Source organism: Nonomuraea sp. NPDC003754 (genome assembly GCF_053605785.1).
Window position 1 is genome coordinate 103999 of the sequence record NZ_JBSGJX010000006.1, and the last position, 25918, is coordinate 129916.

24 protein-coding genes and 2 pseudogenes are annotated in these 25918 nt (G+C 71.2%); 16 read left to right on the plus strand and 10 right to left on the minus strand.

Annotated elements, in window-relative coordinates:
- Positions 1-197 precede the first annotated feature (197 nt).
- The 3 genes from ACWEVS_RS09935 (at position 198) to ACWEVS_RS09945 (ending at position 2581) form a co-directional block, all read left to right on the plus strand.
- Positions 198-791 (plus strand): TIGR03086 family metal-binding protein, encoded by a 594-nt coding sequence (locus tag ACWEVS_RS09935; protein ID WP_452550881.1) that lies wholly within the window; start codon positions 198-200, stop codon positions 789-791.
- Between the two features lie 245 nt (positions 792-1036).
- The gene (locus tag ACWEVS_RS09940) at positions 1037-2047 is read left to right on the plus strand and encodes an AraC-like ligand-binding domain-containing protein (RefSeq protein WP_452413938.1); all 1011 of its coding nucleotides are present in this window, start codon (positions 1037-1039) and stop codon (positions 2045-2047) included.
- A 201-nt stretch (positions 2048-2248) separates the two neighbouring features.
- Positions 2249-2581: a hypothetical protein gene (locus tag ACWEVS_RS09945; RefSeq protein WP_449927375.1), complete on the plus strand. Its 333-nt coding sequence runs from the start codon at positions 2249-2251 to the stop codon at positions 2579-2581.
- A gap of 60 nt (positions 2582-2641) precedes the next feature.
- On the opposite strand, the gene ACWEVS_RS09950 is transcribed toward ACWEVS_RS09945, so the two are convergent.
- The 7 genes from ACWEVS_RS09950 to ACWEVS_RS09980 form a co-directional block, all read right to left on the minus strand.
- The gene (locus ACWEVS_RS09950) at positions 2642-3283 is read right to left on the minus strand and encodes a TetR/AcrR family transcriptional regulator (RefSeq protein WP_354907316.1); all 642 of its coding nucleotides are present in this window, start codon (positions 3281-3283) and stop codon (positions 2642-2644) included.
- Positions 3284-3356: 73 nt separating this feature from the next.
- Complete coding sequence (locus ACWEVS_RS09955; protein WP_452550883.1) at positions 3357-3611, minus strand: hypothetical protein; 255 nt, start codon at positions 3609-3611, stop codon at positions 3357-3359.
- Between the two features lie 193 nt (positions 3612-3804).
- The gene (locus tag ACWEVS_RS09960; protein ID WP_452550885.1) at positions 3805-4116 is read right to left on the minus strand and encodes a glycosyltransferase; all 312 of its coding nucleotides are present in this window, start codon (positions 4114-4116) and stop codon (positions 3805-3807) included.
- 45 nt (positions 4117-4161) lie between these two features.
- Positions 4162-5529, minus strand: coding sequence for a HAMP domain-containing sensor histidine kinase (locus ACWEVS_RS09965; protein ID WP_449927366.1), 1368 nt, complete (start codon positions 5527-5529; stop codon positions 4162-4164).
- Positions 5526-6224 carry a response regulator transcription factor gene (locus ACWEVS_RS09970; protein WP_452550888.1) on the minus strand — a complete coding sequence of 233 codons (699 nt, stop codon included), beginning with the start codon at positions 6222-6224 and terminating at the stop codon, positions 5526-5528. The genes ACWEVS_RS09965 and ACWEVS_RS09970 overlap by 4 nt, the downstream gene beginning before the upstream one ends.
- 33 nt (positions 6225-6257) lie before the next feature.
- Positions 6258-7751: a phytoene desaturase family protein gene (locus ACWEVS_RS09975; protein WP_452550890.1), complete on the minus strand. Its 1494-nt coding sequence runs from the start codon at positions 7749-7751 to the stop codon at positions 6258-6260.
- A 42-nt stretch (positions 7752-7793) separates the two neighbouring features.
- A complete protein-coding gene (locus tag ACWEVS_RS09980) occupies positions 7794-8684 on the minus strand; it encodes a LysR family transcriptional regulator (RefSeq protein WP_354907324.1) in 891 nt (296 codons plus the stop codon).
- A 70-nt stretch (positions 8685-8754) separates the two neighbouring features.
- Here ACWEVS_RS09980 and ACWEVS_RS09985 point away from each other — a divergent pair, with 70 nt between their 5' ends.
- From ACWEVS_RS09985 to ACWEVS_RS10000, 4 genes are all read left to right on the plus strand, one after another.
- On the plus strand, positions 8755-9816 hold the full coding sequence (locus ACWEVS_RS09985) for a YeiH family protein (protein ID WP_449927356.1): 1062 nt from the start codon (positions 8755-8757) through the stop codon (positions 9814-9816).
- Between the two features lie 95 nt (positions 9817-9911).
- Positions 9912-10838, plus strand: a complete 927-nt coding sequence (locus ACWEVS_RS09990; protein ID WP_354907326.1) for a pseudouridine-5'-phosphate glycosidase — start codon at positions 9912-9914, stop codon at positions 10836-10838.
- Positions 10835-11761 carry a carbohydrate kinase family protein gene (locus tag ACWEVS_RS09995; RefSeq protein ID WP_452550893.1) on the plus strand — a complete coding sequence of 309 codons (927 nt, stop codon included), beginning with the start codon at positions 10835-10837 and terminating at the stop codon, positions 11759-11761. Before ACWEVS_RS09990 ends, ACWEVS_RS09995 begins: the two co-directional genes overlap by 4 nt.
- A 69-nt stretch (positions 11762-11830) precedes the next feature.
- Positions 11831-14401: a hypothetical protein gene (locus tag ACWEVS_RS10000; protein ID WP_452550894.1), complete on the plus strand. Its 2571-nt coding sequence runs from the start codon at positions 11831-11833 to the stop codon at positions 14399-14401.
- A gap of 165 nt (positions 14402-14566) precedes the next feature.
- Here ACWEVS_RS10000 and ACWEVS_RS10005 read toward each other — a convergent pair.
- Together ACWEVS_RS10005 and ACWEVS_RS10010 are read right to left on the minus strand one after the other, a co-directional pair.
- Positions 14567-16448: pseudogene (locus tag ACWEVS_RS10005) on the minus strand (ISAzo13 family transposase).
- 55 nt (positions 16449-16503) lie between these two features.
- Positions 16504-16770 (minus strand): annotated as a pseudogene (locus tag ACWEVS_RS10010) (transposase); the annotation flags it as partial.
- A 15-nt stretch (positions 16771-16785) separates the two neighbouring features.
- On the opposite strand from ACWEVS_RS10010, the gene ACWEVS_RS10015 reads away from it, so the two are divergent.
- A complete protein-coding gene (locus ACWEVS_RS10015; protein WP_452550896.1) occupies positions 16786-17541 on the plus strand; it encodes an NUDIX domain-containing protein in 756 nt (251 codons plus the stop codon).
- A 73-nt stretch (positions 17542-17614) separates the two neighbouring features.
- On the opposite strand, the gene ACWEVS_RS10020 is transcribed toward ACWEVS_RS10015, so the two are convergent.
- Entirely contained in the window at positions 17615-18988 is a 1374-nt protein-coding gene (locus tag ACWEVS_RS10020) for a hypothetical protein (RefSeq protein WP_452550898.1), read from the minus strand.
- Between the two features lie 233 nt (positions 18989-19221).
- On the opposite strand from ACWEVS_RS10020, the gene ACWEVS_RS10025 reads away from it, so the two are divergent.
- The 8 genes from ACWEVS_RS10025 (at position 19222) to ACWEVS_RS10060 (ending at position 25776) form a co-directional block, all read left to right on the plus strand.
- Entirely contained in the window at positions 19222-19986 is a 765-nt protein-coding gene (locus tag ACWEVS_RS10025; protein ID WP_452550900.1) for a 2-keto-4-pentenoate hydratase, read from the plus strand.
- A 74-nt stretch (positions 19987-20060) separates the two neighbouring features.
- Positions 20061-20927 (plus strand): acetaldehyde dehydrogenase (acetylating), encoded by an 867-nt coding sequence (locus ACWEVS_RS10030; RefSeq protein WP_452550902.1) that lies wholly within the window; start codon positions 20061-20063, stop codon positions 20925-20927.
- Positions 20928-20940: 13 nt separating this feature from the next.
- The gene (dmpG, locus tag ACWEVS_RS10035; protein ID WP_452550904.1) at positions 20941-21951 is read left to right on the plus strand and encodes a 4-hydroxy-2-oxovalerate aldolase; all 1011 of its coding nucleotides are present in this window, start codon (positions 20941-20943) and stop codon (positions 21949-21951) included.
- A complete protein-coding gene (locus ACWEVS_RS10040) occupies positions 21951-22961 on the plus strand; it encodes a beta-ketoacyl-ACP synthase III (protein WP_452550906.1) in 1011 nt (336 codons plus the stop codon). Before dmpG ends, ACWEVS_RS10040 begins: the two co-directional genes overlap by 1 nt.
- Positions 22958-23188, plus strand: coding sequence for an acyl carrier protein (locus ACWEVS_RS10045; protein WP_452550908.1), 231 nt, complete (start codon positions 22958-22960; stop codon positions 23186-23188). The genes ACWEVS_RS10040 and ACWEVS_RS10045 overlap by 4 nt, the downstream gene beginning before the upstream one ends.
- A gap of 8 nt (positions 23189-23196) precedes the next feature.
- Entirely contained in the window at positions 23197-24033 is an 837-nt protein-coding gene (locus ACWEVS_RS10050; protein WP_452550910.1) for an HpcH/HpaI aldolase/citrate lyase family protein, read from the plus strand.
- A 32-nt stretch (positions 24034-24065) separates the two neighbouring features.
- On the plus strand, positions 24066-24596 hold the full coding sequence (locus ACWEVS_RS10055; RefSeq protein WP_452550912.1) for a MaoC family dehydratase: 531 nt from the start codon (positions 24066-24068) through the stop codon (positions 24594-24596).
- 10 nt (positions 24597-24606) lie between these two features.
- Complete coding sequence (locus tag ACWEVS_RS10060) at positions 24607-25776, plus strand: GNAT family N-acetyltransferase (RefSeq protein ID WP_452550914.1); 1170 nt, start codon at positions 24607-24609, stop codon at positions 25774-25776.
- The last annotated feature ends 142 nt before the right edge of the window (positions 25777-25918 follow it).

Sequence of the window (25918 nt, forward strand, 5' to 3'; positions counted from 1 at the left end):
CTCTCCCGGACGCCGCACGGCCCGCACCCGGACGCCGTACGGCGCGACCGCGCCCTCCACCGGATCTCCCACGAACACCGATGAAGCCCTCCACCGGATCTCCCACGAACACCGGTGAAGCCCTCTGCCGGATCTCCCACGAACACCGATGAAGCCCTCCGCCGGATCTTTCACGAACACCGATGAACGGAGCAGTCATGTCCGATGTCGCCGACCGCGTCGACCGCCTCGCGGCGGGTTTCCTGGCCCGCATCGAGGCGACCCCGGCCGACCGATGGGCCCTGGCGAGTCCCTGCGCGGGATGGACCGCCCGCGACGTCGTGGCCCACGTCGTCAACGGGCATCGCGGCATCGTCGCGGCCGTGCGCGGCGTTCCGCCCCGGCCCTCTCACGGGGTGCGGGTCTCAGGCATGGGTGAGGCGCCGCCGGTCGAGCCGCACGCCGATCTCGCCGCCGCGTACGCCGAGGCCAGGGCCGGTCTGCGGGCCGTACTGACCGACCCTGAGCTGGCCGCCACGCCGCTGCCGTTCAGCCCGATCGGCCCCGTCCCCGTGGAGCGGGCGGCCGACGTGGTGGGCGCGCTCGAACTGCTGGTGCACACCTGGGACCTGGCCCGTGCCGTCGGCGGGGACGAGCGGCTGGACCTCGAGGCCGTCGTCAGGACCCATGAGGCGCTGCGCCCGCACTATGCCGCGCTCCAGGCGACCGACGCCTTCCGAGAGGAGATCGAGCCGCCGGCCGGCGCCGACCCGCAGACGGCCTTCCTCTGCTTCACCGGCCGCCGCCCCTGACCGCGCTCCCCTGCTGTCCCGCTCCGGATTCTCCCCGGCTGTCGCGCTCCCGGATTCCCGCGCCTTCGCCGCCGGTCCTGCTACGGACGGCCGGCATGGCACGGGACCGGCCGGCGGGACCCTCGACCGGCTCTGCCGGAAATGTGATGGTGGAGCTCATCAGTGGGGCGCTCCGGACGCGCTGAGCCTGCGGGCAGCGTGGGGTTCGGCGGTACGAGTCCTGACCAGACGTGGAGGAGATGGAGATGTTGTCCGAGACGGTGTTCCGGAGTGACGATGTGCCCGCGGCGGATCGGTTCGATCACTGGCACGACCTCGTCAACCGGACGCACGCACCCCTGGACATGCAGAGCGATCACCGGAAGGACTTCTGGGCCGCTCAGCGTCTGCTGGATCTCGGCGCCGTCTCCGTCTGGTTGACGGCCTTCAAGCCGATGCGCTTTCGCCGGACCCCGCGGCTGATCCGCCAGTCCGACCCCGAGGGTGTGCACTTGTCGCTGCCCACGAAAGGCCCTCTCAGGACCACTCGCGGCCATCACGAGATCGAATACGGCCCATACGATTTATGCATTTTCGACACCTCGCGGCCCGCCGAGTTCCAGGCCGGTGACGTCCCCGGCCGGCACGCGGGAATAGGGGTGGAGATCCCCAAGGCGTTACTGCACCTCCCAGGGAAATCGCTCGACACCCTGGTCGTGCGCAAGCTGTCGATGAGGGAGGGGTTCGGCGCGCTGCTGACCCATTTCCTCGGACAGCTGGCGAGAGGAACCGACGCGTACCGGCCGTCCGACGGGCCTCGGCTGGGGACGGTCGCGGTCGACCTGGTGTCCGCGTTGTTCGCCCAAGCCCTGGACGCCGACGACGCCCTCCCGCCGGAGACGCGCCAGCGGTCTCTGCTGTTGCGCATTCACGCCTTCATCGAGCACAACCTCGCCGATCGGGCCCTGACGCCCGCCGCCATCGCGGCCCAGCACCACATATCGGTCCGCTACCTGCAACTTCTCTTCCAGCAGCGGGGCGAGACCGTCATGGGCCGGATCCGCCGGCGACGCCTCGAACGGTGTCGCGCGGACCTCGGCGACGCCTCGCTGCGCGCCCTGCCCATCAGCGCCATCGCCCGGCGCGGAGGTTTCGCCACTCCTGCCGACTTCAGCCGCGCGTTCCGTTCCGCGTACGGCGTGTCCCCTTCGGAATACCGTCATGCGGCACACGCCGGCGACCTGGGTGCGACAACGCGTACCGGCGGTCCGGAGTAGCAGGGACGGCCTCTCGCGGGGTGAGATCAAGCCGCGCCGACGGTGTCGCCCTTCGTGCCCGCACGTGCGCTCATCGCCAAGGAATCTTGCACGCTGCGGTAAAGACTTCCGCAACCGCTTGTCAGGATACTGAGCGGGTCGATCGCCATGGGCGGACCCGGCACCGCACGTTTCCTGAACGCCTCACCCAAGGGGAGAGAAATGAAGCGGACACTCAAACGATGGAGCGCCCTCGGCTCCGCGGCCGTGTTGCTGGCCGGCGTCATGGTCGCGGGTGGGACCACGTCGGCGCAGGCGGACACCCGGTGCGAGTGGAGGTGGATCCGGATCAACGACAGCCCCGGCGGAGATCCCATGACCGATGCCCGTGGTCACTCCCACAACACGGGCAACCACTACGTCCGCGGCTACTGGCGGGACACCAACTCCGGGATGTACATATGGGACTGGTGGGCGGACAACGACGGCGGGTCGGACGGTGACACGCCGGACACCTACTTCAGCTCCCGCTGGTGCAGCAACGCCCCCTGGTGATCGAACCTGAACGAGCGGCGCCACCGCTCGCGAAGGCCCCGTTGCCCGGGAGCCCGCCGCTCACGAGGAGCGGGCGAACGCGTCGGGCGAGATGCCGACCTCGCGGGCGGCGGCCATGTGCGCGTGCTCCAGCAGCCGGGGCCGCGACAGGACGTTCGGGTGGAGCGTGTAGCGGATGATCAGCCCGTCGAGCATCGCGTCGATGCGTTCGGCCGCGCCCGCCGGGTCCTCACAGCTGAACTCGCCCGTGTCGGCCCCTTCGGAGATCACCTGCTCCAGGGCGCGCAGCCACGTCGTCTCCAGCTCCAGCACGATCTTGCGGACGGCCGGCTCCCTGAGCGCGGTGTTCCAGGCATCGATCCACAGCAGCCAGCTCTGGTCGGAGCGCGACTGCGGGATGTAGAAGCGCAGCACCCTGTCGAGGCGTTCGACGGCGCTGCCCTCACCGGTGACCAGCTGGTCGAGCCGGGCGCTCTCGATGTCGAGCGTGGCCCGCAGCATGGCGGTGATCAGCTCGTCCTTGGTGGCGAAGTGGTAGTGGATGAGCCCGCCGCTGACGTTGACCGCCTTGGCGATGTCGGCGACCCTCGTGTTGGCCAGGCCGCGTTCGAGAACGACCTTGCGCGTGGCCTCCAGCAGCTCGGCCCTGCGCTGGTCAGCCTGGTCCGCCCTGCTGCCTCGGGCACCGTCCGCACGTCGCACCGGCCAAGACTAGCCGATGCCGCGGCGCGGGCGGCGCCCGAGGTCGCCGGGGCATCCCGGGCCCACCCGGAGGTCACGCGGCGCCCGAGGTCGCCGGCTTGCCGGTCCTCAGGATGAGCGACGACGCCTGCCCCGCGCTGTCGACCGCGACCAGCCAGGTGGCGCCGTCCTGGTGCGCCTCCAGGTAGGCGGTCAGCTCATCGCCGGCCTCCCAGCCCGGACCACCGCCGCCTCCGGGCATCCGGCCGCCGCCCGCCCGTCCCGCCGGCCCGTCCTGCCCCTGCGTCGCCCCCTCCCCCGCTTGTCCCGGCGCCTCTCGTCCCGGCAACCCGTGACCCGGCGCCCCTTGTCCCGGCGTCCCGTGACCCGGCGCCCCTCGTCCCGGCGTCCCTTGACCCGGCGTCCCCTCCTGTCCGGGCGCGCCTTCCCCGCCCGGAAAACCGTCCGCGCCCGAAGGCCCGTCCCCACCGGGGGACCCGACTCCGCCCTGCGGCCCGTCGGCGCCGCCCAGACGGCCGGCGTCACCGGACGGCCCCGCCGTCGGGTTGGTCCCGTTGACCGGCGCGCCCAGCGGTGTCACCGCGTACGCGCCCTGCCGCGCCCCTTCTCCTCCACCCGTACGGCCCGCACCCCCGGTAGCGCGCGGCCAGCTCCTGGGCGATGCGCCAGGTGCCGTCGGAGCTGGCGTTGTCGGCGATCGTGATGCGGAAGCCGTAGGGGAAGGACGTGGTGAGGTGCTCGTGCAGCCTGGCGACGCAATCCGGCAACGCCCGCTGCTCGTTGTGGACCGGGACGACCACCTCGACCAGGCGCGTCCTGAGTGCAGTGTTCATGGGTCCACGGTCGCGACAGCGTCTTGAACGTGACTGGGGCCGCTCTTAAGGGTGAGTGAGAACCGGCGATCCTGGCAGGTCGACACGCGCGATCACGCCGCCGCCTGGGGCGTTGTCGAGCCGTACCTGTCCTCCCGCCTCCTGGACGGCCTGCGCCACGATGGCCAGCCCGAGCCCCGAGCCGGGCAGGCCGCGCGCCGACGGGGAGCGCCAGAAGCGTTCGAAGACATGCGGCAGCTCCTCGGCCGGGATGCCGGGGCCGTGGTCGCGGACCGTCAGCTCGCCGCCGTGCAGTTCCACCTCGACCTTGCCGCCCGGGCTGAACTTGGCGGCGTTGTCGAGCAGGTTCATGACGGCGCGTTCGAGCGAGGAGGGGTGGCCCACGACGTACCAGGGGTCGAGGTCGGTGGTGACGTCCGCGCCGCGCAGCCTGGCACGGGCGGCGGCGGCGCCGACGACGTCGTGGAAGGCGTGCTCGACGTGCGGCTCGTGGTCGGACTGGCCCCTGGCCAGCTGCAGCAGGTCGCCGACCAGCGTGGTCAGCTCCTCGAACTGCGCCTTGAGGTTGACCAGCAGGCGCTGCTTGGCCTTGGGGTCGATGGCCCTGCCGGTGTGCTCGCTGCGCAGCAACAGGTCGATGTTGGTGCGCAGGCTGGTGAGGGGGGTGCGCAGCTCGTGGCCGGCGTCGGCGACCAGTTGCTGCTGGCGCTCGCGGGAGCCGGCCAGGGCGCCGGTCATGGCGTTGAAGGACCGGCTGAGCCTGGCGATCTCGTCGGTGCCGTTGACCGGGATGGTGGTGTTGAGGTCCTCGGTCCTGGCGATGTGCTCGACGGCCTCGGTGAGGCGGCCGACGGGGCGCAGGGCCGTACGGGAGACGAGCAGGCCGGCGCAGGCCGCCCCGAGCACGCCGATGGCGGCGACGCTGGCCAGCAGGAACGTCAGCGTGCGCAGTGTGCCCAGTAGCTCGCCGAGCGGCCGGCTGTCCATGATCGCCATTCCTGGCACGGGGCTCTCGACGAAGACGCGGACCGGCTTGCCCTGCTCGGTGGTGCCGTTGAAGATGTCCGAGCCGCCCTGGGCCGCGATCCGCCGCACCGTGGGGGTGACGGTCAGGCCGGGGCCGACGTAGCAGTTGGGCCGCCCGTCGGCGTAGACGACCATGGTCGACTGGGGCGGCCGGCCGTAGTGCCCGGTGCTCTGGGCCGTCGGCTGGCAGTGCTTGAGCAGCCACTCGACGTCGTACCGCTTGGCCTCGGGCGGCTTCATGCGCTGCTCGTCGAAGGTGCGGTCCATCTGCACGTACAGCTCGTGCTTGACGATGAGGTAGCAGCCGACCGCCGAGACCGCGACCGCGACCGCCACCGCCAGCGTCACCAGCAGTGTCAGTCGCGAGCGCAGGCTGCGCCGTCTCACGCGGCGGCCCGCAGCACGTAGCCCACCCCGCGGACGGTGTGGATCAGCCGGGGCTCGCCCTCGGCCTCCAGCTTGCGGCGCAGGTACATCACGTAGACGTCCAGCGAGTTCGAGGTCGGCTCGAAGTCGAAGCCCCACACCTCGGTGAGGATCTGCTCCCTGGTCAGCACCTGGCGCGGGTGCGCGAGCAGCAGCTCGAGCAGCAGGTACTCGGTCCTGGTCAGGTCGAGACGGCGGCCGCCCCTGGTGACCTCGCGCGTGGCCGGGTCCATGCGCAGATCGCCGAAGGCCAGCGCGGCGCCGCCCGCGCCGCGCCCGCCGAGCGAGCCGCGCCGCAGCAGCGCCCGCACCCTGGCCAGGAGTTCGTCCAGCTCGAAGGGCTTGACCAGGTAGTCGTCGGCGCCCGCGTCGAGTCCCGAGACGCGGTCGCCGACAGCGTCCCTGGCGGTGAGCATGAGCACGGGAACGTGGTTGCCGATCGCGCGCAGCCTGCGGCAGGCGGTCAGCCCGTCGACGCGCGGCATCATCACGTCGAGCAGCACCGCGTCGTAGCTCTGCCGGCCCAGCTCGTCGAGGGCGGCCTGGCCGTCGGCGACGGCGGCGACCAGGTACCCCTCGAACTCCAGGCTCGACTGCAGCGCCTCCCGCAGGGCGGGCTCGTCGTCCACCACCAGCAACCGCGCGCCATCACTCATGGTGACCCACGGTAGACCCGCTTCATGAGAACGTCATGAAGGTCCCCTCAGCAGCGCCATCGCGGCGTTGTGCCCGGGGATGCCGCTGACGCCGCCGCCGCGCCGGGCGCCCGCGCCGCACAGCAGGATGCGCGGGTGCTCGGTCTCGACGCCCCAGGTGCCGGCCTCGCCGTACGGCCAGGCGAGGTCGCGGTGGAAGATGTGGCCGCCGGGCAGCCCGGCCTCGACCTCCAGGTCGTGCGGGGTCTTGGCCTCGATGCACGGCTCGCCGTCCGGACCGGTGAGCAGGCAGTCCTCCAGCGGCTCGGCGAGGACCGAGTCGATCGAGCGCAGGGTCGCGGCGACCGCCTCGTCCTTGTGGCGGGGGAAGAGCCTGGCGGGCATGTGCAGGCCGAACAAGGTCATCGTCTGCGCGCGCAGCCCCGGGCCGAGGATGGAGGGATCGGTGAGGGAGTGGCAGTAGACCTCGGCGGGCGGCAGGTCGGGCACCTCGCCGCGGGCGGCCTGCGCGTAGGCGCGCGCGAGCTGGTCGCGGCTCTCGTTGATGTGGAAGGTGCCGCTGAAGGCCTCGCGCGGGTCCACGTCCGGGTCCTTCAGCCGGGGCAGCCTGCTCAACACCATGTTGATCTTGAGCTGGGCGCCCTCGGGCGCCGCCGGGGAGCCTCCCATCAGCCGGTCGAGGACGGCGGGCGGCAGGTTGACCAGCACCCGCTCGCCGGTGACGGTGTGCTCGCCCCCGGCGTCGCGGAAGGTGACCTCGCCCGAGGGGTCGATCCCCACGATCTCCGCGCCCGTCGTGATGGTGGCGCCGGCCTTCCTCGCCGCCTCCTCCAGCGCGCCGGTGACCGCGCCCATCCCGCCGACGGGCACGTTCCACTCGCCCGTGCCGTCGCCGATGACGTGGTAGAGGAAGCACCTGTTGGCCAGCAGGTTCTCGGCGGGGTCGGCGAACGTGCCGATGAGCGCGTCGGTCAGCACCACCCCGCGCACGGTGTCGTCGGCGAAGCGCTCGTCGACGACCTGCCCGATCGGCCGCTCGAACAGGTCGCGCCAGGCCACCTCGTCGCCGACCACCTCGCGCAGCCGGTCGGCGGGGCGCAGCGGTTCGAGCAGGGTGGGGGCCAGCCGCTCGGCGACCCGGGCCGTCATGGCGTAGAACTCCCGCCATGCCCGGTAGTCGGACTCCCCGCCGGTGACGCGCCGGAACGACGCGGCCGTGCGTTCGTCGTCGGCGTTGTCGACGAGAAGGCCGCCGTCTCCGACGGGCGTGTAGGAGGCGAAGCGACGCCGGCGCAGGTCGAGGCGGAGCCCCAGGTCGTTGACGATCTTCGTGGGGAGAAGGCTGACCAGGTAGGAGTAGCGCGACAGGCGGGCGTCCACGCCGGGGAAGGCCCTGGTGGAGATGGCCAGGCCGCCCACGTGGTCCTGGCGTTCGAGGACGAGCACGCTGCGGCCCGCGGCGGCCAGGTAGGCCGCGGCGACCAGACCGTTGTGGCCGGCGCCGGCGATCACGACGTCATATGGCATACGACCTATTTGTCCATGAATATGTAGCGAACCGTCAAGGTGTCACGGCCGGGAGGCGATGGCCAGCAGGGTGGCGGCCGGCCCGGTCAGCGACCTGCCCCTGCGCCACACCGCCCGCAGGTTGCGCACCAGGTTGAGCCCCGCCAGCGGCACCTCCACCAGCCGTCCCGTGGCCACCTCCGCCTCGACCGCGTGCCCGCTCAGCACCGCCGGCGCCGCACCCGCCTGGGCCGCGCCCTTCACCGCCGCGTTGGAGCCCAGCTCCAGGCGCGGGCTGGCCACGTGCTGCCCGGCGAAGGCCAGGTCCAGCGTCTCCCTGGTGCCCGAGCCGGGCTCGCGCACCACCAGCGGGGTGGCCGCCAGCTCCGCCACCCGCAGCACCGTACGGCGGCGCGCCCACGGATGCCCTGGTGAGACCACCACGACCAGGCGGTCGGTGGCCACGACCCTGCTGGCCAGGCCGTCGGGCACCGTCGGGCCCTCCACGAACCCCAGCTCCACCTTCTCGGCGAGCACGCGGGCCGCCACGTCGGCCGAGTTCATCACGTCGAGCCCCACCTGGATGTCGGGCTCCCGGCTCTGCAGCTCGCCCAGCCAGCGCGGCACCAGGTACTCCGCCACCGTCATGCTGGCCGCGACGTGCAACTGCGCGGCCTCGCCCTGCCGTACGGCCTCGACCGCGCGCATCAGCTCGTGCGCGGCGGCCAGCACCTGCGCCGCCCAGCCGGCGACCATCCGGCCCTCGGCGGTCAGCGCCGACCCGCGGGGCGTGCGTTCGAGCAACGGCACGCCGAGCCGGCGTTCGAGCCTGGCGATGCGCTTGCTGGCCGAGGGCTGCGCGATGCCCGCGGCCCTGGCCGCCTGGCCGAGGCTGCCGAGCTCGCCCGCGTCGACCAAAAGCCGCAACGACTCCAGATCGGGCAATTCACTCATAGCCACAGGCTATGGGCTCCCAGTCAAGATCGGTCTACTGGCGGCCCCGACCTGCCCGAAGACTGGAGGCATGACCCTCACCGCCAACGCTCCCGCCACCTCCGCCGCCGTGCGCGGGCTGCTGCCAGGACTCGGCCTCACCGCCGGCGCGGTCGCCGTCGCCCTGGTGGTGAACAGCCTGGTGCCCGCGGTGAGCGCGGCCATCGTGGCCGTCGTGCTCGGCGCGGCGCTGGCCAACACCACGGGCGTCGGCGCCGTGTTCGCGCCGGGCGTCAGGTTCGTCTCGCGGACCGTCCTGCGCGCCGCGATCGTGGTGCTCGGCCTGCAGATCGCGGTGCCGGACGTGCTGGCACTCGGCTGGCAGCCGCTCGCCGTCGTCGCGCTGGCGACCGGCGTCACCTTCGCCGTCACCCCGCTGGCCGGCCGGTGGCTCGGGCTGTCACGGGGCACGTCACTGCTGGTCGCCACCGGCGTGTCCATCTGCGGCGCGGCCGCGGTGGCGGGCATGCACGAGGCCACGGGCGGCGAGCGCGGCGTCAGCGATGACGACGACGTGGCCGGCGCGCTCAGCGTGGTCGTCCTGTACGGCACGGCGCTCATCGCGCTGCTGCCGCTGCTGGCCTCGTGGCTCGGCCTGAACTCCCACCAGCTCGGCGTGTGGGCGGGCGCGTCGGTGCACGAGGTCGCCCAGGTCGCCGCCATCGGCGCGGCCGGCGGCGCCGCCGTTCTCACCGTGGCGGTGACGGTGAAGCTGGCCAGGGTCGTGCTGCTCGCGCCGCTGGTGGCGCTGACCTCCCTGCGCCTGCGCCGCGAGGAGGCCGGCGCGCCCGGCACGAGGGCGGGCACGGGATCGGACCCGGAGGCGCCGCGCAGGGCCACGCCGCTGGTCCCGGCGTTCGTGCTCGGCTTCCTGGCCATGGTCGCGGTGCGCGCCACGGGTCTGGTGCCCGAGGCGGTCACCGGCGCGGCGCCCCGGCTCAGCGCCCTGCTCCTGGCCGCCGCGCTGTTCGGCCTGGGCACCGGCATCGATGTGCGCAGGCTGGTCAGGGGCGGCAGGGCGCTGCTGCTCGGCGGCATCGCCACCACCGTGATCGTCACGCTCTCGCTGGGCGGCGTGGCGCTGCTCATCTGACCAGGGGTAACCTGCTCTTTTTGGAACAATCCCCGGCCATTGGCCCGTTCCAGAAGACACCAGCACCAGCACGTCCAAGGAGCACGAACCACCCCATGCCCAGCACGACTGACCCCATCCTCCGCCCGTCCGCCGAGGTCGCCGAGGCGCTGGCCGCCGGAGCGCCCGTGGTGGCCCTGGAGTCCACGATCATCTCCCACGGCCTGCCCCAGCCGCGCAACCTCGAGGTCGCCAGGGAGCTGGAGGAGATCGTCCGCAAGGCGGGCGCCGTGCCCGCCACGATCGCGGTGCTGGACGGGGTGGCCAAGGTCGGCCTGGACGAGGACGAGCTGATCCGCATCGCCACCGAGCCCGGCCTGCGCAAGCTCGGTCAGCGCGACCTGCCCGTCGCCGCCGCCCTCGGGGCCAGCGGCGCGACCACCGTGTCGGCGACCTCGTTCCTGGCCGCCAGGGCGGGCGTACGGATCTTCGCCACCGGCGGCCTCGGCGGCGTGCACCGCGGCTGGACGCAGGACCAGGACGAGTCGGCCGACCTCGACACGCTCGCCCGCACCCGCATCACCATCGTCTGCGCGGGCGTGAAGTCGATCCTCGACGTGCCGGCCACGCTGCAGCGCCTGGAGACGCGCGGCGTCACCATCGCGGGCCTGCGCACCGACACCTTCCCCGGCTTCTACCTGCACAGCTCGGGCGAGCCGGTCGACTGGCGGATCGAGTCGGCCGAGCAGGCCGCCGCCATCATGCGCGGCCAGGACGCTCTTGGCGGCCCCGAGACCGCGCTGATCATCGCCAACCCGGTGCCGGTGGCCGAGCAGCTCGACCCGGAGCTGCACGACCGCGTGCTGGCCGAGGCGCTGGCCGCCGCCGAGCGTGAGGGCGTGACCGGCCAGGCCATCACCCCGTTCCTGCTGTCGTACCTGGTGCGCGGCACCGGCGGCGCGTCCCTGGAGGCCAACCTCGCCGCCGTCCGCGGCAACGTCCGCGTCGCCGGCGACATCGCGGTCGCCTGGGCGCGGGGATGAGCGCGGGACTCCTGGTGATCGGCGACGTCGTCACCGACGTCGTCGCCATCCACAACGCCCCGGTCAGCACGGGCACCGACACCGCCGCCGACATCGTGCTGCGCCCCGGCGGCTCGGGCGCCAACACCGCCTCGTGGGCCGCCCACCTGGGGGCCGACTCGCGCCTGCTGACCAGGGTGGGCTTCGACACCGGCGAATGGCACACGGCCGAGCTGACCAAGGTGGGCGTGCGCCCGCACGTGCGCGTCGACCCCGACCACCCGACCGCCGTGGTGATCGCGATGGTCGACGTCACAGGCGAGCGCTCCATGCTCACCAACCGCGGCGCCGGCGGCCACATCTCCGTCGACGACTGGTCCCCCGACCTGCTGGACGGCGTGCGCCACCTGCACATCTCCGGCTACACGCTGTTCGCCGAGCCGGGACTCGAACTGGCCAGGCTCGCCATGACGTCAGCCGCGGCGCTGGGCCTGTCCATCAGCGTCGACCCCGCCTCGTCCGGGTTCCTGCGCGAGTTCGGCGTCGAGCGCTTCCTCGCCGAGACCGCGCGGGCCGGGCTGGTCATCCCCAACAGGGACGAGGCGCTCCTGCTGACCGGCGCCGGCTCCCCCGAGCCCGCCGCCGAACAGCTCAGCGACCGCTACGGCACGGCGGTGGTCAAGCTCGGCGCGAGCGGCGCGATCCTCGCCAGGAACGGACGTGTGACCGCCACGACCGAGGGCAGGGAACGCGCCGTGGTCGACTCCACCGGAGCGGGAGACGCCTTCGCCGCGGGATTCCTCACGGCGAAGCTCGCCGGCGCCGGTGACCTGGCATCTCTCGAGGCGGGATGCGATGCCGGGGCCGACGCCGTGGCCATCGTGGGGGGTCGGCCCCGGTACGGTTTGGGTTCCAACCAGCTTTACCCTATTCACACCGATTGATAGCTTGCGGCGTAGGCTGCACCATTAGCCACACGCGTCACAACTCTCTGGGGAGGATGCGGTCCGCCGATGGACGTCGAGTCATCGATCTGCCTGAGCGACCTGGTCCCAGCGCTGCGCTGGAGCCGTCCTCAGCAGGTCGCCGAAGCCCTGGCCGACCCTCGCCTCCCCGCGGGCTGGTGGGGTTCGCTCTCGCTGTCACGGGCCCTCGGCACCACCGGCGTCGAGTGGATGTGCGAACGGCTGGCGCGCCTGGCCGCCTCCCGGTGGGACCATCTGCCGCTGGCCGACGTGCTTCCCGCGCTGCACGTCCATCACGTGGACCCCTCCCTGCCCGGCTGGCCGGAGCCCGCCCGCACGGTCATCACCGACCTGGGCGGATGGCGCGTGCTGCGCCGGCTGAGCACGGGAGACCTGGGCTCGCCGCCCTCGTCCGCCTCGACCGAGGTCGTGGTGGAGTCGGTGTTCAGGGAAGTGCTCGGCAGGATCCCCGCGACGTCCGACGCCACGGCCGTACGGCCCGCGGGAGCGCTCCCGCAACGCCCCGGCGCCGAACCCGCCCAGGGCCTCTCGCAGCCGCCTGAAGGCGGCTTCTTCGCACCGCACCAGGCCGCCCCGCAGGACAGGGGCGCGAGCGCACCGCTGCCCCAGCGGCCTGGCGGCCAGAGCCAGGGGCATGGACCGGCTCAGGCTCAGGGGCAGGGGCAGGGGCTTCAGCACGGGGCCGGCGCGCAGGATCCCGCCGCCGCGGCGCAGCGTCCGGGTGGTTCCGGGCCGACGGCCGGCGGCGTGTCGACCGGCTCCTTCCCTGCCGTGCCCGGCCAGACCTCCACCGGCTCGTTCGCCGCCCAATCCGGCACGGGGCACCCTTCCACCGGCTCCTTCCCCGCCCAGCCGGTCGCGGGTCCTCCGTCGAGCGGTTCCTTCCCCGCCCAATCCGGCACGGGGCACCCTTCCACCGGCTCCTTCCCCGCCCAGCCCGTCGCGGGACACCCTTCCACCGGCTCCTTCCCCGCGCAGCCGGTCGCCGGTGCCCCCGGCACGGCGGGCGCGCCAGGGGCGCCGGGTCAGCCCGGTGCGGCGGCCCCGAACGCTCCCGGTCAGCCTGGTGCTGCCCCGGGTCAACCCGGTGCTGTCCCGGGTCAGCCTGGCGCGGCGGCCCCGGCAGGCGGCGCACCGGGTTTCGCGGGCCAGCCGGGTGCTGTTCAGGGCCAGCCAGGAGCCTCGTCCCCGAGTGGCGCCCCGGCCGCGCAGGGCCCCGCCGGTCAACCGGGTGCTGCCCCGGGTCAGCCCGGCGCCGCGGCGGCTCCGGCGAACGGCGCGCCGGGTTTCGCCGGCCAGCCGGGCGGAGTCGCGGGCCAGCCGGGCGGAGTCGCGGACCGGCCCGGCGGAGTTTCGGGCCAGCCCGGTGCTCCGGGGCAGGGCGCCGGCACTCCCTCCGCCGGCCAGCCCGGTGGCGCGCAGCCTGCCGCACCGAACCAGACCTCGCCGTTCGCCGCCCAGCCCCAGGGCTCGGCCTACCCCAAACCGCCGCTGGCCGCGCCGGCCGCGGGGAGCCCCGACGACGACTACCCGATGGTCCGCGTCGTCGACGGCCTGTTCCGCTCCTTCGACCGTCTGGAGCTGGCGGTCGCCGTCAACCGCCTGTTCGCCGCCGAGCCCGACACCCTGCGCTCCCTCGCCCACAAGCTGCTGGTCGACAGGGAAGTGCTGTCCCAGGCCCAGCGCACCGCCGAGGAACGCGTGCTGCACTGGCTGCGCTCCTCGGAGTCCGCGCCCGTCACGGGCCACATGTTCCGCCTCACCGAGTGGCTCGGCACCGCCGCCACCGAGGACCAGCTGATCGGCGCCGACCCCGCGCACCCCGTCATCGTGCCGACCCTGCGCAGCCCGCTGTGGCGGGTACTGGTCACGCTCATGCCGGACCGTCGCCTGCAGGACGGCTGGCTCGTCGTCGGCGACCTGGCCGGGTTGCAGGCGCGCACCAGGCGACTGCTGGCCGCCCATCCCGCCGACGCGGACGTGGAGGAACTGCTCGGCGAACTCGGCATCAGGCGGCACTCGGCCAAGGCATGGCTCGACGCGCTGCCCGCCGAAGCCCTCGTCGAGACGGCCGCGGCCGCGCCCGCCGTACAGCAGCCGCTGCCACGCCGTACGCCGGGGGCCAACGGCCACCACCACAGGGGCGGACAGCCCGTCCCGCCCGCGCCGCAGGGCCCGATCGATCCCAGCGCCGCGCTGGCGACCCTGTCGGCGCTCTCGGGCGGACGCTCGCCGCTGCTGGCCGGCGCCGGCACACCACCCCCGCTGCTGGCGGGCACGCCCTCCTCTCCCCCGCCTCCGCTGCCGAGCCCCGCCTCCGACCCGCGGCGCTGGCAACGCATCGACGTCACCCCCGAGCACCTGCGCGGCGGCCCCGTGGCCGTGCCGGAGGGGTACGCGGCCCAGCTCGGCATGCGGCCCGGCACCCTGCTGTCGGTCACGGGCCCCGGCGACAACGCGATCGTGCTCGTCTGGCGCGACCAGCAGCCGGTGTTCGACTCGCTGCAGCCGGTCCTGATGCGCCTGAACGCGAGGCCGGGCGACCAGGTCTACGTCACCGTCGACGGCTACCGCCTCGAGGCCCAACTCACCAGCTGACCCCCGCCTTCTGCGGGAGTCGGGGTCTCGTCCGCCCTCCCGGGCTGGTGCTAGCACGCACTCCAGGCCGTGGGTCACGTAGCTCGGACGCAACCTCGTCATGGAGCTGCAGGAGGCGGGCAGCACGGCCAGAGCGGGTTGCGCAGGTAGTGAAGCCGTTAAGAATCAACACGGCGAGATGGAGGCAAGGAGCGCGGCTGCGGTCCGGTGGCGAGTTGGGGCGGGTGCGGGGTTGTAGCCGTCGTGTTCCAGGAGTGGGCGGGTCTCGATGAGGGTGTTGCCGATCGTGCGGGGGCTGACTTCGAACAGTTCGCTGAGGGCTTGCCGTGTGCAGGCTTTCCGCTCGTAGAGGATGGCGGCGAGAATCCGCTCGGCGTCGGTGATCTTCTGTTGGAAGATGCCGCCTCGGGCTCCGGGGAGTCGTTCACCGCCGCGGCGCTGGTAGCGGAGGCGTTCGAGGCGGGCGGCTTGGAGCGGGGTGAGTCGCTCGATCATCAGGCGGAGTTCTTCGCGGCTCATTCCGGTCAGAGTGGGATGCGAGAGCGTTTCGGAGATCCGGGGCCGCTGGGCGGGGACATCGTCGTTGTCCAGGAAGCTGCGCAGCTGTGCGGCGGTGGTGAACCGCATGGTGGTGGCGGGGACCGTGACCTGGTGCTCGGTGAGCAGCTTGCGAGTCTCGGCAATCCAATAGCCGATCGTGAAGTCGCTGACCTCGAGCAGGTCCGACAGGACCTTCTGGGAGCAGATCTGGCGGAGGTAGACGACTGTGATCAGCACCCGGTCCGCGTTGGAGAGCAGGCTGTGGGACCCGGCGCCCTTGGCGCGCCGGCGTTCGCCGCCGCGCTGGTGGAAGGTGCGCTGCTCGGCTCGAGCGGCCTGGGCGGGGGCGAGCCGGCGCGCCAGGTCGTCCAGTTGGGCTTCGGTCATGCCGGTCAGCCGGGAGTCGGCCAGCGCGCGTAGTGCGGCAGCGTGGATCTGCGCGCGGTCGGTGCCGACGACGGGTGGCCGGTCGGCGGCGACCAGGGCGGGGTGGATCGTGTAATTCCAGGAGCCGTGGGTGGGGTGGGCGTGGATTGGCAGCTCGGCGAACCGAGCCTTGCTCACCGTGACGCCCAGCGGATACGAGGCGGTGTCGAGTTCGGCTTCGACTCGCAGCCCGGTGCGGGTCCTCGTTGAGGCGATGATGTTGACGACGACCTCGTGGCTGGTCAGCGGCCGTCCACGCCAGTTCATCGTGATATGGGAGAACAGCCGGTGCTCGATCTTGTTCCATTTCGAGGTGCCCGGCGGGAAATGACACACAGTGATCGCCAGACCGGTCTCCGCGGCCAGGGCGGCGAGCTCGGCCTTCCAGACCCGGAACCGGTAGCTGTTGGAGCCTCCCGCATCCGCGGTGATCAACAGCCGGGAGGCGTCCGGATAGTCCAAGCGGCCGCGGGCCTGCCACCAGCGGCGGATCGAGGCGACCGCGAACGTTGAGGTGTCGTGGTCGATGCCGACGTTCACCCAGCCGGTGTTCGCGCTGATGTCGTAGATCCCATACGGGATGGCCTGCTCGACGTCCGGCCCAGTGAAGAAGAAGCTGTGGTCCTCCACCTCGATCGGGTCGCCCTTCGGCCGCCACTCACGGCCCGGGTTGGGAAGCCGGCCGAGCTGCTCGCGTTTCTTGGTATCGACGCTGATCACCGGCTCGCCCGCAGCCTGATGCTGCTTGACCTGCTCGCTGATATAGCGGAACTGCGCATCCCGGTCCGGGTGCTGCTTCCCTTCCAGGGTCTTGGCGTTGCCCTGCAGGCTGAACCCAGCCTCTCGCAGCAGCCGCCCGACCGTCGGCGGCGATACCCGGTGCCCCTGCGAGTTCGAACACCCCCTTCCGCACGGTGGACTCGCTCACCCCGGCGACCCGAGCGACCGCACGAACTCCGCCATGCCCCAGTAACCGGGCCTCGGCTGCCAGCAGCAACCGCCGCTGCCGCTCGTTCAGATGCGGCAACACCACCTCGAACTTCAACGCCAGCTGATCGAGAACAACGGGCAAGATCGCCATAACATGACATCCAACCCGAAAGATCGAATCGCTGTGTTATTTCCTCACGGCTTCAGTGGCTGCGACACCGTTGCCAGGTCGCACCCGCCAAGGTGGCACCGATCGCGGCGACCAACCCGGCGTGGCAGTCGGAGATGACCAACTGCACCCCGGACAGGCCACGAGCCACCAGGCCGCGCAGGAAGGCCAGCCAGCCCGCGCCGTCCTCAGCGCTGGTGACCTCCAACCCGAGGATCTCGCGCTGCCCGTTGGCGTTCACGGCGGTGGCCACCAGCGCGTGCACGTTGATCGTATGCCCACCCTCGCGCACCTTCCTGGTCAGCCCTACGATGACCCGGTGACCGAGACACCGCCCACCGTGGACGTTGACCTCTTCGACGTTCACCGGCTCCGCCTGACGGAGGTCGAAGCACCGCTGCTGTCCCCCGAGGAGGAATCCGCCAGGGACCGCGTATGGCACAAGGCGGTCCAGGCCAACCCGAGCCTGTTCGACGGTCCTGTGGTGGCATGCGCGGCGGTGGAGTGGGAGGGGCCGCACATTCTCGTCCTCTCCTGGGCGCGGGTGACCTACCGCCACTACGCCCTTCGTCGGGTACCAGGCGCCTCGTGGCTGCCGTCCATGTTCGTAAACGTGGTCCAACCGACCGACGATGGGCGTGTGCTGGTAGCGAGGATGTCGTCATCAACAGCTGCCCCGGGACGCTGGCAGCTTCCCGGTGGTTCCGTAGAGCCACCTGAGCACCATGGGGAGCTCGATGAGGTGGCTGTGCGTGGCCATGCCGCCCGAGAGCTGGCCGAGGAAATCGGTGTCGACCTCGTGCCCGAGGAGCTGGGCCTGTGGGCCGTGACTCGCGGCGAGAACCGGAGCATCGGCCTGGTCTTCCTCGCCCCGCCTCGTCCGGCGGCGGTGCTGTATGAGCGGTTTGAGACTGTGACGGCCGCCGACCAGGCCCAGGGTCGTGAGCCTGAGCTGGACGGGATCGCTCTGGTGAGCTCCCCAGCTGAGGTTGCCGACCTCGAGGGTCCGCACGCGGACTACCTACAGCCGATCGTGCGCCGTTACATGGAGGCACCGCTCCGACACGATGCCTGAGCTGCGTCGGCCACTCGGTCGGTGGATTCTCGTGAACGGTTCCGGACGTGGTCGGCTGTAGTAGGACCTGTCGTCAGGTGCTGGTGAGGAAGTCGCGTGCCCGTTCGTCGAGGTCGGCCACGCACCGCAGGCCACGTGCACGAAAACGGGCGAGGTCTGCACGCATACGGTTGACCGCCTTGCGAGTGCGGACTGACCGCACGCCGTCCATGTGGTCGATGGCCTGGTGCCAGGTGGCACACGCCTGTTCGATGCTGCCGCGCTTGAAGTGCATCTCGGCGGCGGCCACCAGGTCAAGGGCAACGATTCGGGCGTAGGTTCCGGCAGGGCGGGACGCGGCGGCGAGGGCGTACTGCTCGGCGGCGGCCCGATGGTCGCCGAGCGTTTCGTGGACCTTGGCGGTCCGGGAGTACACCGCGGCGGCCGGGGGTCCCCAGGCCAGGGCCCAGAATGGTATTTCGTCGCCGGGGGCGTCGGTCAGCAGCACGCGCGCCTGCTCGGCCTCGGCGAAGGCAGCGCACCGATTGCCGGCCTTGGCCAGAGTGTGGGCGTACATCACCCGGAACAGGGCCTCGGTCTGGGCGTCGACGCGACCCATGGCCCGAGTCAGGCCTGTCTCGGCGAGGTTCAGGCAGTGTTGGGGGTGGTGAAGCTTGAGGCCCTGCATGGCCATGGTGCGCATCACGAACCCGTCGTGCCCGGTGATGCCGGACTCGCTGGCCAGCGCGTAGGACTGGAGGTAATACCGCTGGGCGAGCCCTTGCTGGCCGGCGTCGTAGCTCTTCCAGCCCAGGAGGTGTACGCCGCGGCTGGCCGCCGAGAGCATCTGCCGGCGGGCCTCTTCGGTGCGGAAACGGCCCCGGCACAGCGGAGCGACGTCGTCGAGCAGATAGGTGACCAGGGCGCTGCGGCCGTGCTGCCCGCCGTGGCGTTCGTCCATCTCGGAGAACGCACTGATCATGTCGCGTACCGCGGCGACCTCGGCCATGCCGACGATGTGGCCGGTGCGGGCGGCGGCCGTGCGGGCGGCGATCTCCTGGAGGTGGGTGAGCGGTAGGGCGGAGGCGGCCACGGAGTAGGCAGAGGCGGTCAGGAAGTGGCGCCGGTCCAACTCGAACCTCCACATCGGCAGCAGGGCGTCCAGCGGGTCGGCCCCGAGAGATAGTCCGATGGTGTCATTGTCCGCCTCGTCCACGTCTGGCAGGCCGAGGTCGGCGGGTGTGAGGAGGCGGCCGAGGCGCCGGGATAGAGCCGTGGCGAGGTATCGGCCTGTGTCGCGGCGGGGTATGGCTCCGGCGATCCAATGTTCGACGGCGGATTTGTTGGTCCGCAAGACGATGCTGCCTTCGGCTGCCACTACGCGCACGGCCTTGGCAAGGGCCTCGTAGGTGAAGCCGGATTCGGCGACGAGGTCGCGGAGCTGGTGGTTCGGCGTGCGCGTGGTCATGAGCACCTGTCCGTGTATACGCGATATACCGCTTGGCCTGCCCGGCACAGTACCTCGACAGAGCCTCTCCGGGTTGACTCTTCATCAGGCAAGAACGCGCCGGTGGGACCCGGGTCCCACCCGACCGATCGCCGAGTCGGCGGGCTTGTTCGACGTCTGCTCCTGGCCGTATCTCCCGAACCGCACAGACCTTTGGGAGGAATTTGATGGATGAGCGGGAAAGACAGTGGAGCTTGGCGGCGGCGTGCCTGCTCGCCGCAGAGCGTTCCAGGGTTCCGGTCGCTCCGCTGACCGCGCAGCCGCCTGGGCTGACCCTCCGGGAGGCCTACCGGATTCAGGCGGCGGCTGTTGCGCGCCGGGTTGCCGGCGGGGCCCGCGTCGTCGGCCACAAGGTCGGGGTGACCTCGCAGGCGATGCAGAACCAGATGGGGGTGGACGAACCGGACTCGGGCGTCCTTTTGGATGACATGGTGCTGCCCAGCGGCAGCGAGCTGGTACGGGGCGACTTCCTGACTCCGCGGGTGGAGGCGGAGATCGCCTTCCGGCTCGGCCACGACCTGAAGGGACCAGTCACCCTGGAGGCCGCCAAGGAGGCGGTGTCGCAGGTGTTCCTCGCACTAGAGGTGATCGACACCCGCTTCAGCAGCTGGCGGATCGCCCTGGCCGACAGCATCGCGGACAACGCCTCCTGCGCGCGGGTCGTCACCGGGGCCATGGTCCCGCTCGATCCCGCGTGGGACCTGGCTGCCGAGCAGCTCGTCGTCAGCATTGACGGCAGGATCGTCGCCACGGGGGAAGGCAGGGACGTCCTCGGCGACCCGTTTCGCCCGCTGGTCTGGCTGGCGGACCGACTGAGCAAGGTCACCTCCTCATGCGGCCTACAGGCCGGTGATCTCGTCCTGGCCGGGGCGGTGCACGCCAGCCTCCCCCTGAATGCGGGAACGACAGTGCGGGCCGTCGCGCCGCACCTGCCGCCGGTGCACCTCCGCGTCGCCTGAGGCGCCCGTCTTTCCTCTTCTGCGGCGGCCGCCTGGCCGCCCTCGACTTGCGATCACCCACGAAGGAGTGGCCCATGGCCGATGCAAGGACACGAGTCGCGGTGCTCGGAGCAGGTCTGATCGGAACCGACCTCGTGAGCAGGGTCCGACGCTCGCAGGCGCTGGACTGCCGTCTGGTGGTGGGCCGCAACCGCGAGAGCCTGGGATTGAGACGGGCAGCCGAGATGGGATGCTCGATATCCGCCGGCGGGATCGACTCTCTGCTGGAGGCCGGTCCGTTCGACGTCGTCTTCGACGCCACCAACGCCGACGCCCATGCACGACACTGGTCCCGCCTCAGTGAGACGGGCACGACGCTCATCGATCTGACCCCTACGCAGCTCGGCACAGCGGTCGTGCCGCCCGTCAACGGCGAGCAGGCGCTGGTGCACCGCCACGTCAACCTCGTCAGCTGCGGCGGCCAGGCGGCGATTCCGATCCTGCACGCCCTCGCCCAGCACTGCACCCCGTACTACATCGAGGTGGTGTCCACCGGGGCAAGCGCGAGCGCGGGCCGAGCCACCCGGCTCAATCTGGACCAGTACATCGCCACCACCCAGGCCGCCATCCGGTCCTTCACCGGCGCGCTGAAGGCCAAGGTGATGGTCAACCTCAGCCCCGCCAAGCCGGCGCCACCGTTCCGGGTGGCCATGACCGTGCTGGCGTCCGACCTGCGGCCCGAGCTCCGCTCGATCGTCGAGGCCGCGGCCACTAGCGTGCGCGCGTACGCGCCAGGGTTCGCCGTGACGTCGGTCGGAGTGGAAGAGCGAGGCCGGATCAGCGTCGCGGTGGAGGTGACCGCCACCGGCGGCCGCATCCCCCGGTACGCGGGAAACCTCGACATCATCAACGCGGCCGCCGTGCTCCTTGCTGAGCAGTACGCGGCCGTCCGGACCCGGTGAAGGAACCCCGCTCATGGACGAAGCCAGCACCCGGGTGCTGATACACGATCCCACGCTCAGGGACGGACACCACGCGGTGCGCCACCAGCTCGACGCTGACCAGCTGCGCGACTACGCCGCCGCCGCCGACGCCGCCGGGGTTTCGGTGGTGGAGGTCGGTCACGGCAACGGGCTTGGCGCCTCCTCCTTGCAGATCGGCCGGGCCCGCCTGCGTGACACCGAGATGCTGAAAGTTGTCCGCGAAGCGCTCATCAGCTCCCGGATGGGTGTCTTCATGGCCCCGGGCTGGGGCACAGGCGACGACCTACGCGCCGCCGTCGCCCTCGGTGCGGACGTGGTGCGAATCGCCGCGCACTGCACCGAAGCCGACGTGACCGAGCGCCATCTCGGCATAGCCCGCGACCTCGGCGCCGCCGCCCACGGCGTCCTGCTCATGAGCCATATGGCCAGTCCCGACCAACTGGCCGACCAATGCGCTCTGCTGATCGAGTTTGGCGCGCAGGCGGTCGGCATCTTCGACTCCGCCGGCCACTACCTGCCTGCCGATGTCACCGAGCGGATCACGGCTATCGCCGCGGCGGTCGACGTCCCGGTGATCTTCCACGGTCACAACAACCTCGGGATGGCCATCGCGAACTCCGTCGCCGCCGTACAGGCTGGAGCTTCGATCATCGACGGGACTGCGCGCGGCTTCGGTGCCGGAGCCGGGAACACCCAGCTGGAGGTCCTCGTGGCCGTACTGAAGCGGATGGGCTTCTCCACCGGAATCGCCCTGCGCAAGCTTCTCCAGGCGGCGGACATCGCCGAGGAGCGGTTGATGCCAGCCCCGCCGACGATCGACTCGGTCAGCCTCGTCAGCGGCCTAGCCGGGGTGTTCTCTGGGTTCAAGCGACCCGTTCTGGAGACTGCTCGCCGCGAGGGAGTCAGCCCCCTCGATCTCTTCTTCGAGCTGGGCAAATGCCAGGTGGTCGCGGGTCAGGAGGATCTGATCGGCGACGTCGCCCGCAAACTGAAGGAGGCGTGATGCGAGACCACAGCGAACCCGTCGGGGTGGGTGAATCCACGGCGGTCATCTGCGCCATCGGCGCGGCACTGCCCACGACAGTCGTCTCTAACTCTGACCTGTGCGCCCATCTGGACACGACGGAGGAGTGGATTCGCTCCCGCACCGGCATCACCCGGCGGCATATCGCCGACGCGGAGGTCTCCACCGAGGACCTGGCGGTGCAGGCCGCCTCGGCCGCCCTCACACCCTGCCAATCGGGCACGATCCAGGCACTGGTACTCGCCACGACCACACCGGATCGCTGCTGCCCCGCCACCGCACCCAAGGTGGCCGCCCGGCTGGGCCTGACAGGGGTCCCGGCGCTGGATCTCGCGGCAGGCTGCACCGGTTTCCTCTACGGCCTCGCCACGGCGGCGGGCCTGCTCGCCTCGCGGACCGCGGACGCCGTCCTCGTCATCGGTGCCGACCGGCTCTCCACTCTCCCGGCCCCAAGTGACCGTACGACGGTGCCCCTCTTCGGCGACGGCGCTGGAGCCCTGGTGCTGCGGCGCGGACAGGCAGGCGAGGACGGGGCTCTCGGCCCGATCGTGCTCGGCAGCGACGGCACGCACGCCGAGCTGATCCGGGCCGAGCGTCCCGGATCCTTGCAGATGCAAGGGGCGGAGGTCTTCCGCCATGCGGTGGACCGCATGTCTTCCGCCTCCGCGCAGGCAGTCGCGGCGACCGGTTGGCGCATGGCCGACGTCGACCGTCTGGTGCCGCACCAGGCGAACGCGCGGATCACCGCCTTCGTCGCCCGGCAGCTCGCTGTCCCCGACGACCGGCAGCTGCACAACGTCGCCTCCGTGGGCAACACGGGCGCCGCCTCTATCCCCCTGCTCCTGGCCCAAGCCGCCGAAGACGGTCGACTCAAGGCCGGACACCGCCTCGTGCTGACCGCGTTCGGCGCCGGACTGACTTGGGGAGCCACCACCGTCACCTGGCCCGATCTGACCCACGCCCTCTACGAACCGGAGGAGACCTTGTGACCGGCGACCTGGAAAACATCCTGCTCCACGACCTCAAGCTGCCCGCAGAAAGGCTAACCCCCAACGCGAGCCTCGAGGAGGCCGGCTTCGACTCGCTCGCGGTTGTCGAGCTGTCCGTCCTGCTCAGCCACCACTTCGGCATCGACGTCTCCGAAGACGACATCAACAGCGTTGCCACCGTCGAACAGCTCGACCGCCTCATCCAGCGCAAGCGCGACGAAAGGTGAAGCCCGCCATGACGAAGTACCCACGTCCCGGCCGGGCCTGGATCATCACGCCCGGCCTGCGCCTCAGCCGATTCCAGGCCGCCCGGACCTGCGGCGCCGGGGTGGCCCTCGTCGACCTCGAGGACTCCGTCGCCATGCAGGACAAGCAGGCCGCCCGCACCGAAGCACAGCAGTTCTTCAACCTGCCTGACCCTCCGTGCACACTGGGCATCCGCATGAACGCGCCGACCACCCTGGAAGGAACCAAAGACCTCGTGGCCATGGCCGCCTACGCGGCCAAGCCCGACCTCATCCTCGTCCCGAAGACCGAATCGGCCCGAGACATCGAGCTCGTCGCCAGCGTCCTGGACACTGGGGACTACGCCCCGGACATCTGGGCGCTGATCGAGACCCCACGCGCCTTCGCCAAGCTTGGCTCGATCATGAAGGCGCCCCGGCTCGGCGGCGTCGTCTTCGGATCGGCCGACTACGCCGCAGCCGTCCACTGCGGCCTGGGGTGGCAGGCCCTGCTGTATGCCCGCTCGGCCTTGGTCAACAGCGCGAGTGCCGCCGGGGTCCCCGCCATCGACGCGCCGACCTTCGACCTGAACGACCTCGATGCGCTGCAGCGCGACGCCGAAAAGGCCAAGGAGCTCGGGTTCTACGGCAAAGGGGCCGTCCACCCCCGCCAGGCGGCCATCATCAACACCACCTTCGCCCCCTCCGAGGACGAGATCGCCCACGCGCGAGCGATCGTCGCCGCCGGGCAGGAGAGCGGAAGCGGCATCACATCCGTAGACGGCCAGATGGTCGGCACCCCCTTCTTCAAGGCGGCCCAGGCCCTCGTCCGCGAGGCCGACGGCTGAACAAGCCCGCCCGAGACACATCGGAGTCCACCATGAGCAACGATCTCCCAAAGGGCTACCGGCGCATCACCGAGGGCCGCATCCGCGAGAACGTCGGCCTCGGATACGACGAGCTCCCCGTCGGCCTGGTCATCGAGCACCGGCCGGGGCGCACGGTCACCGAGGTCGACAACCTTCTGGGCACAGCGCTGACCGGCAACACGGCGCCCATCCACACCGACGCCCACTACAGCAGCTGCACCGAATGGGGCCGCATCCTGGTGTGCGGTGGCGTCACGCTGAACCTCATCGCGGGCATGAGCGTACGCAGCACCAGTGGCCTCACCATCGCGAACCTTGCCCTCACCGACGTCCGCTTCGAGGCCCCCGTCTTCGTGGGCGACACCCTCTACGCCGAGACGAAAGTCCTTACCCGCAGGCTCTCCGAAAGCCGCCCAATCAACGGGATCGTGACGTGCCGTACCAGCGGCCACAACCAGGCGGGCACACGAGTGCTGTCGTTCACGCGAACATTCCTCGTCCCCATCGACCCCGACGCCGTCCGCGCCCTCACCAACTACTAGTAGGCGATCCATGAGCGAACTGTCCTTCATCCAGGCCGACGACAACCTGTGGCAGCAGTACGACGACCTGGCCAGCCGCGCCTACGGCCACCGCGTCGGCGACATCACTGACCTACGTGAACACGTCGACCTACGGGTGGCGATCCGCGACGGCCGGGTCGTCGCGGGAGGCCTCGGCCTGCTGGTCAACCAGTTCTTCGGCGGCTCCCCGGTGCCCAGCGCATGCCTCGGCGCTGGCTGCGTCGCCCCGGAGGAACGCGGCGATCATCTGGCCACCCGCATGGCGGTCGAACGGCTGCGCCCCCTGCAGGAGCAGGGCGCGGTGATCTCCGCGATCTCGACGTCCTCGACCGGCTACGCCCGACGGCTCGGTTGGGAGGCCCCCGTGCCGGTGCTCGCCTGGGCCGTTGCCGCCGATGACCTGAAGCGGTCGTTCGCCTGTGAGGACGTCGAGATCGAACACGGCTACACGCCGGACGCCCAGAACCTCCAGCGAGACCTCGCTCGGCAGTGGAACGGCCCCGTGGAGCGGCCCGGCTGGTGGTTCCCCTGGAAGCAGAAAAAGAGCGCCCTGACCGTGTACCGCTTCCACAAGCCGAGGCAGCCCACGGCCGGGTTGCTGTCCCTGGCCACGAAGCGGCGTGAGCGCCATGGCATGAACCTCATCGTCCACGACTTCTGGGCCGCCGATCAGAACACGACCGCGGCCATGCTCGCCTTCCTCGGCCGCCACAACAGCCGCGCCGAGACCATAGAATTCCGGCGCGGCGCACTTCCGCCCTACCCCGTCCTGCTGCACAACCTCCACCGTCACCGGCCCACCGCCGAGGCGTGGCACCCCTGGATGCTGCGCATCCTCGACATCCCCGAAGCCGTCCGCCTCCGCGGCTGGCCCGAAGACCTCAACGCCACCGTGTCACTAGAGATCCAAGACGAGAACGGCGACGCCCGGGACCGCTACATCCTCCGAATCAACGCCGGATCCGCCGAGATTGGCCCGACGCACGCCGAGGGCCAGGTGATCCTTACCCGCCGGCAGCTCGCAGTCTGGTACGCCGGCGGCTATCGCACCGTTACCTCGGCCCGCATGGCGGGCGTCCACGCTGCATCGGAGAAAGCACTTTCGACCCTCATCCGCAGTACGACCAGCCGCGAACCTTGGCTGCCCGACCACTTCTAGTAACTGCACGCACGGTCCGGGGCTGAGCCTGGCTACCGTGAAGGTCTTGCGTCGAAGTGATTACGGGCCCGGACTTTGCGCCGAGGCCCGCAGTTACGAGGGCTCGTGGAGGTGTACACGAGGTAACTCGATCACCCCTACT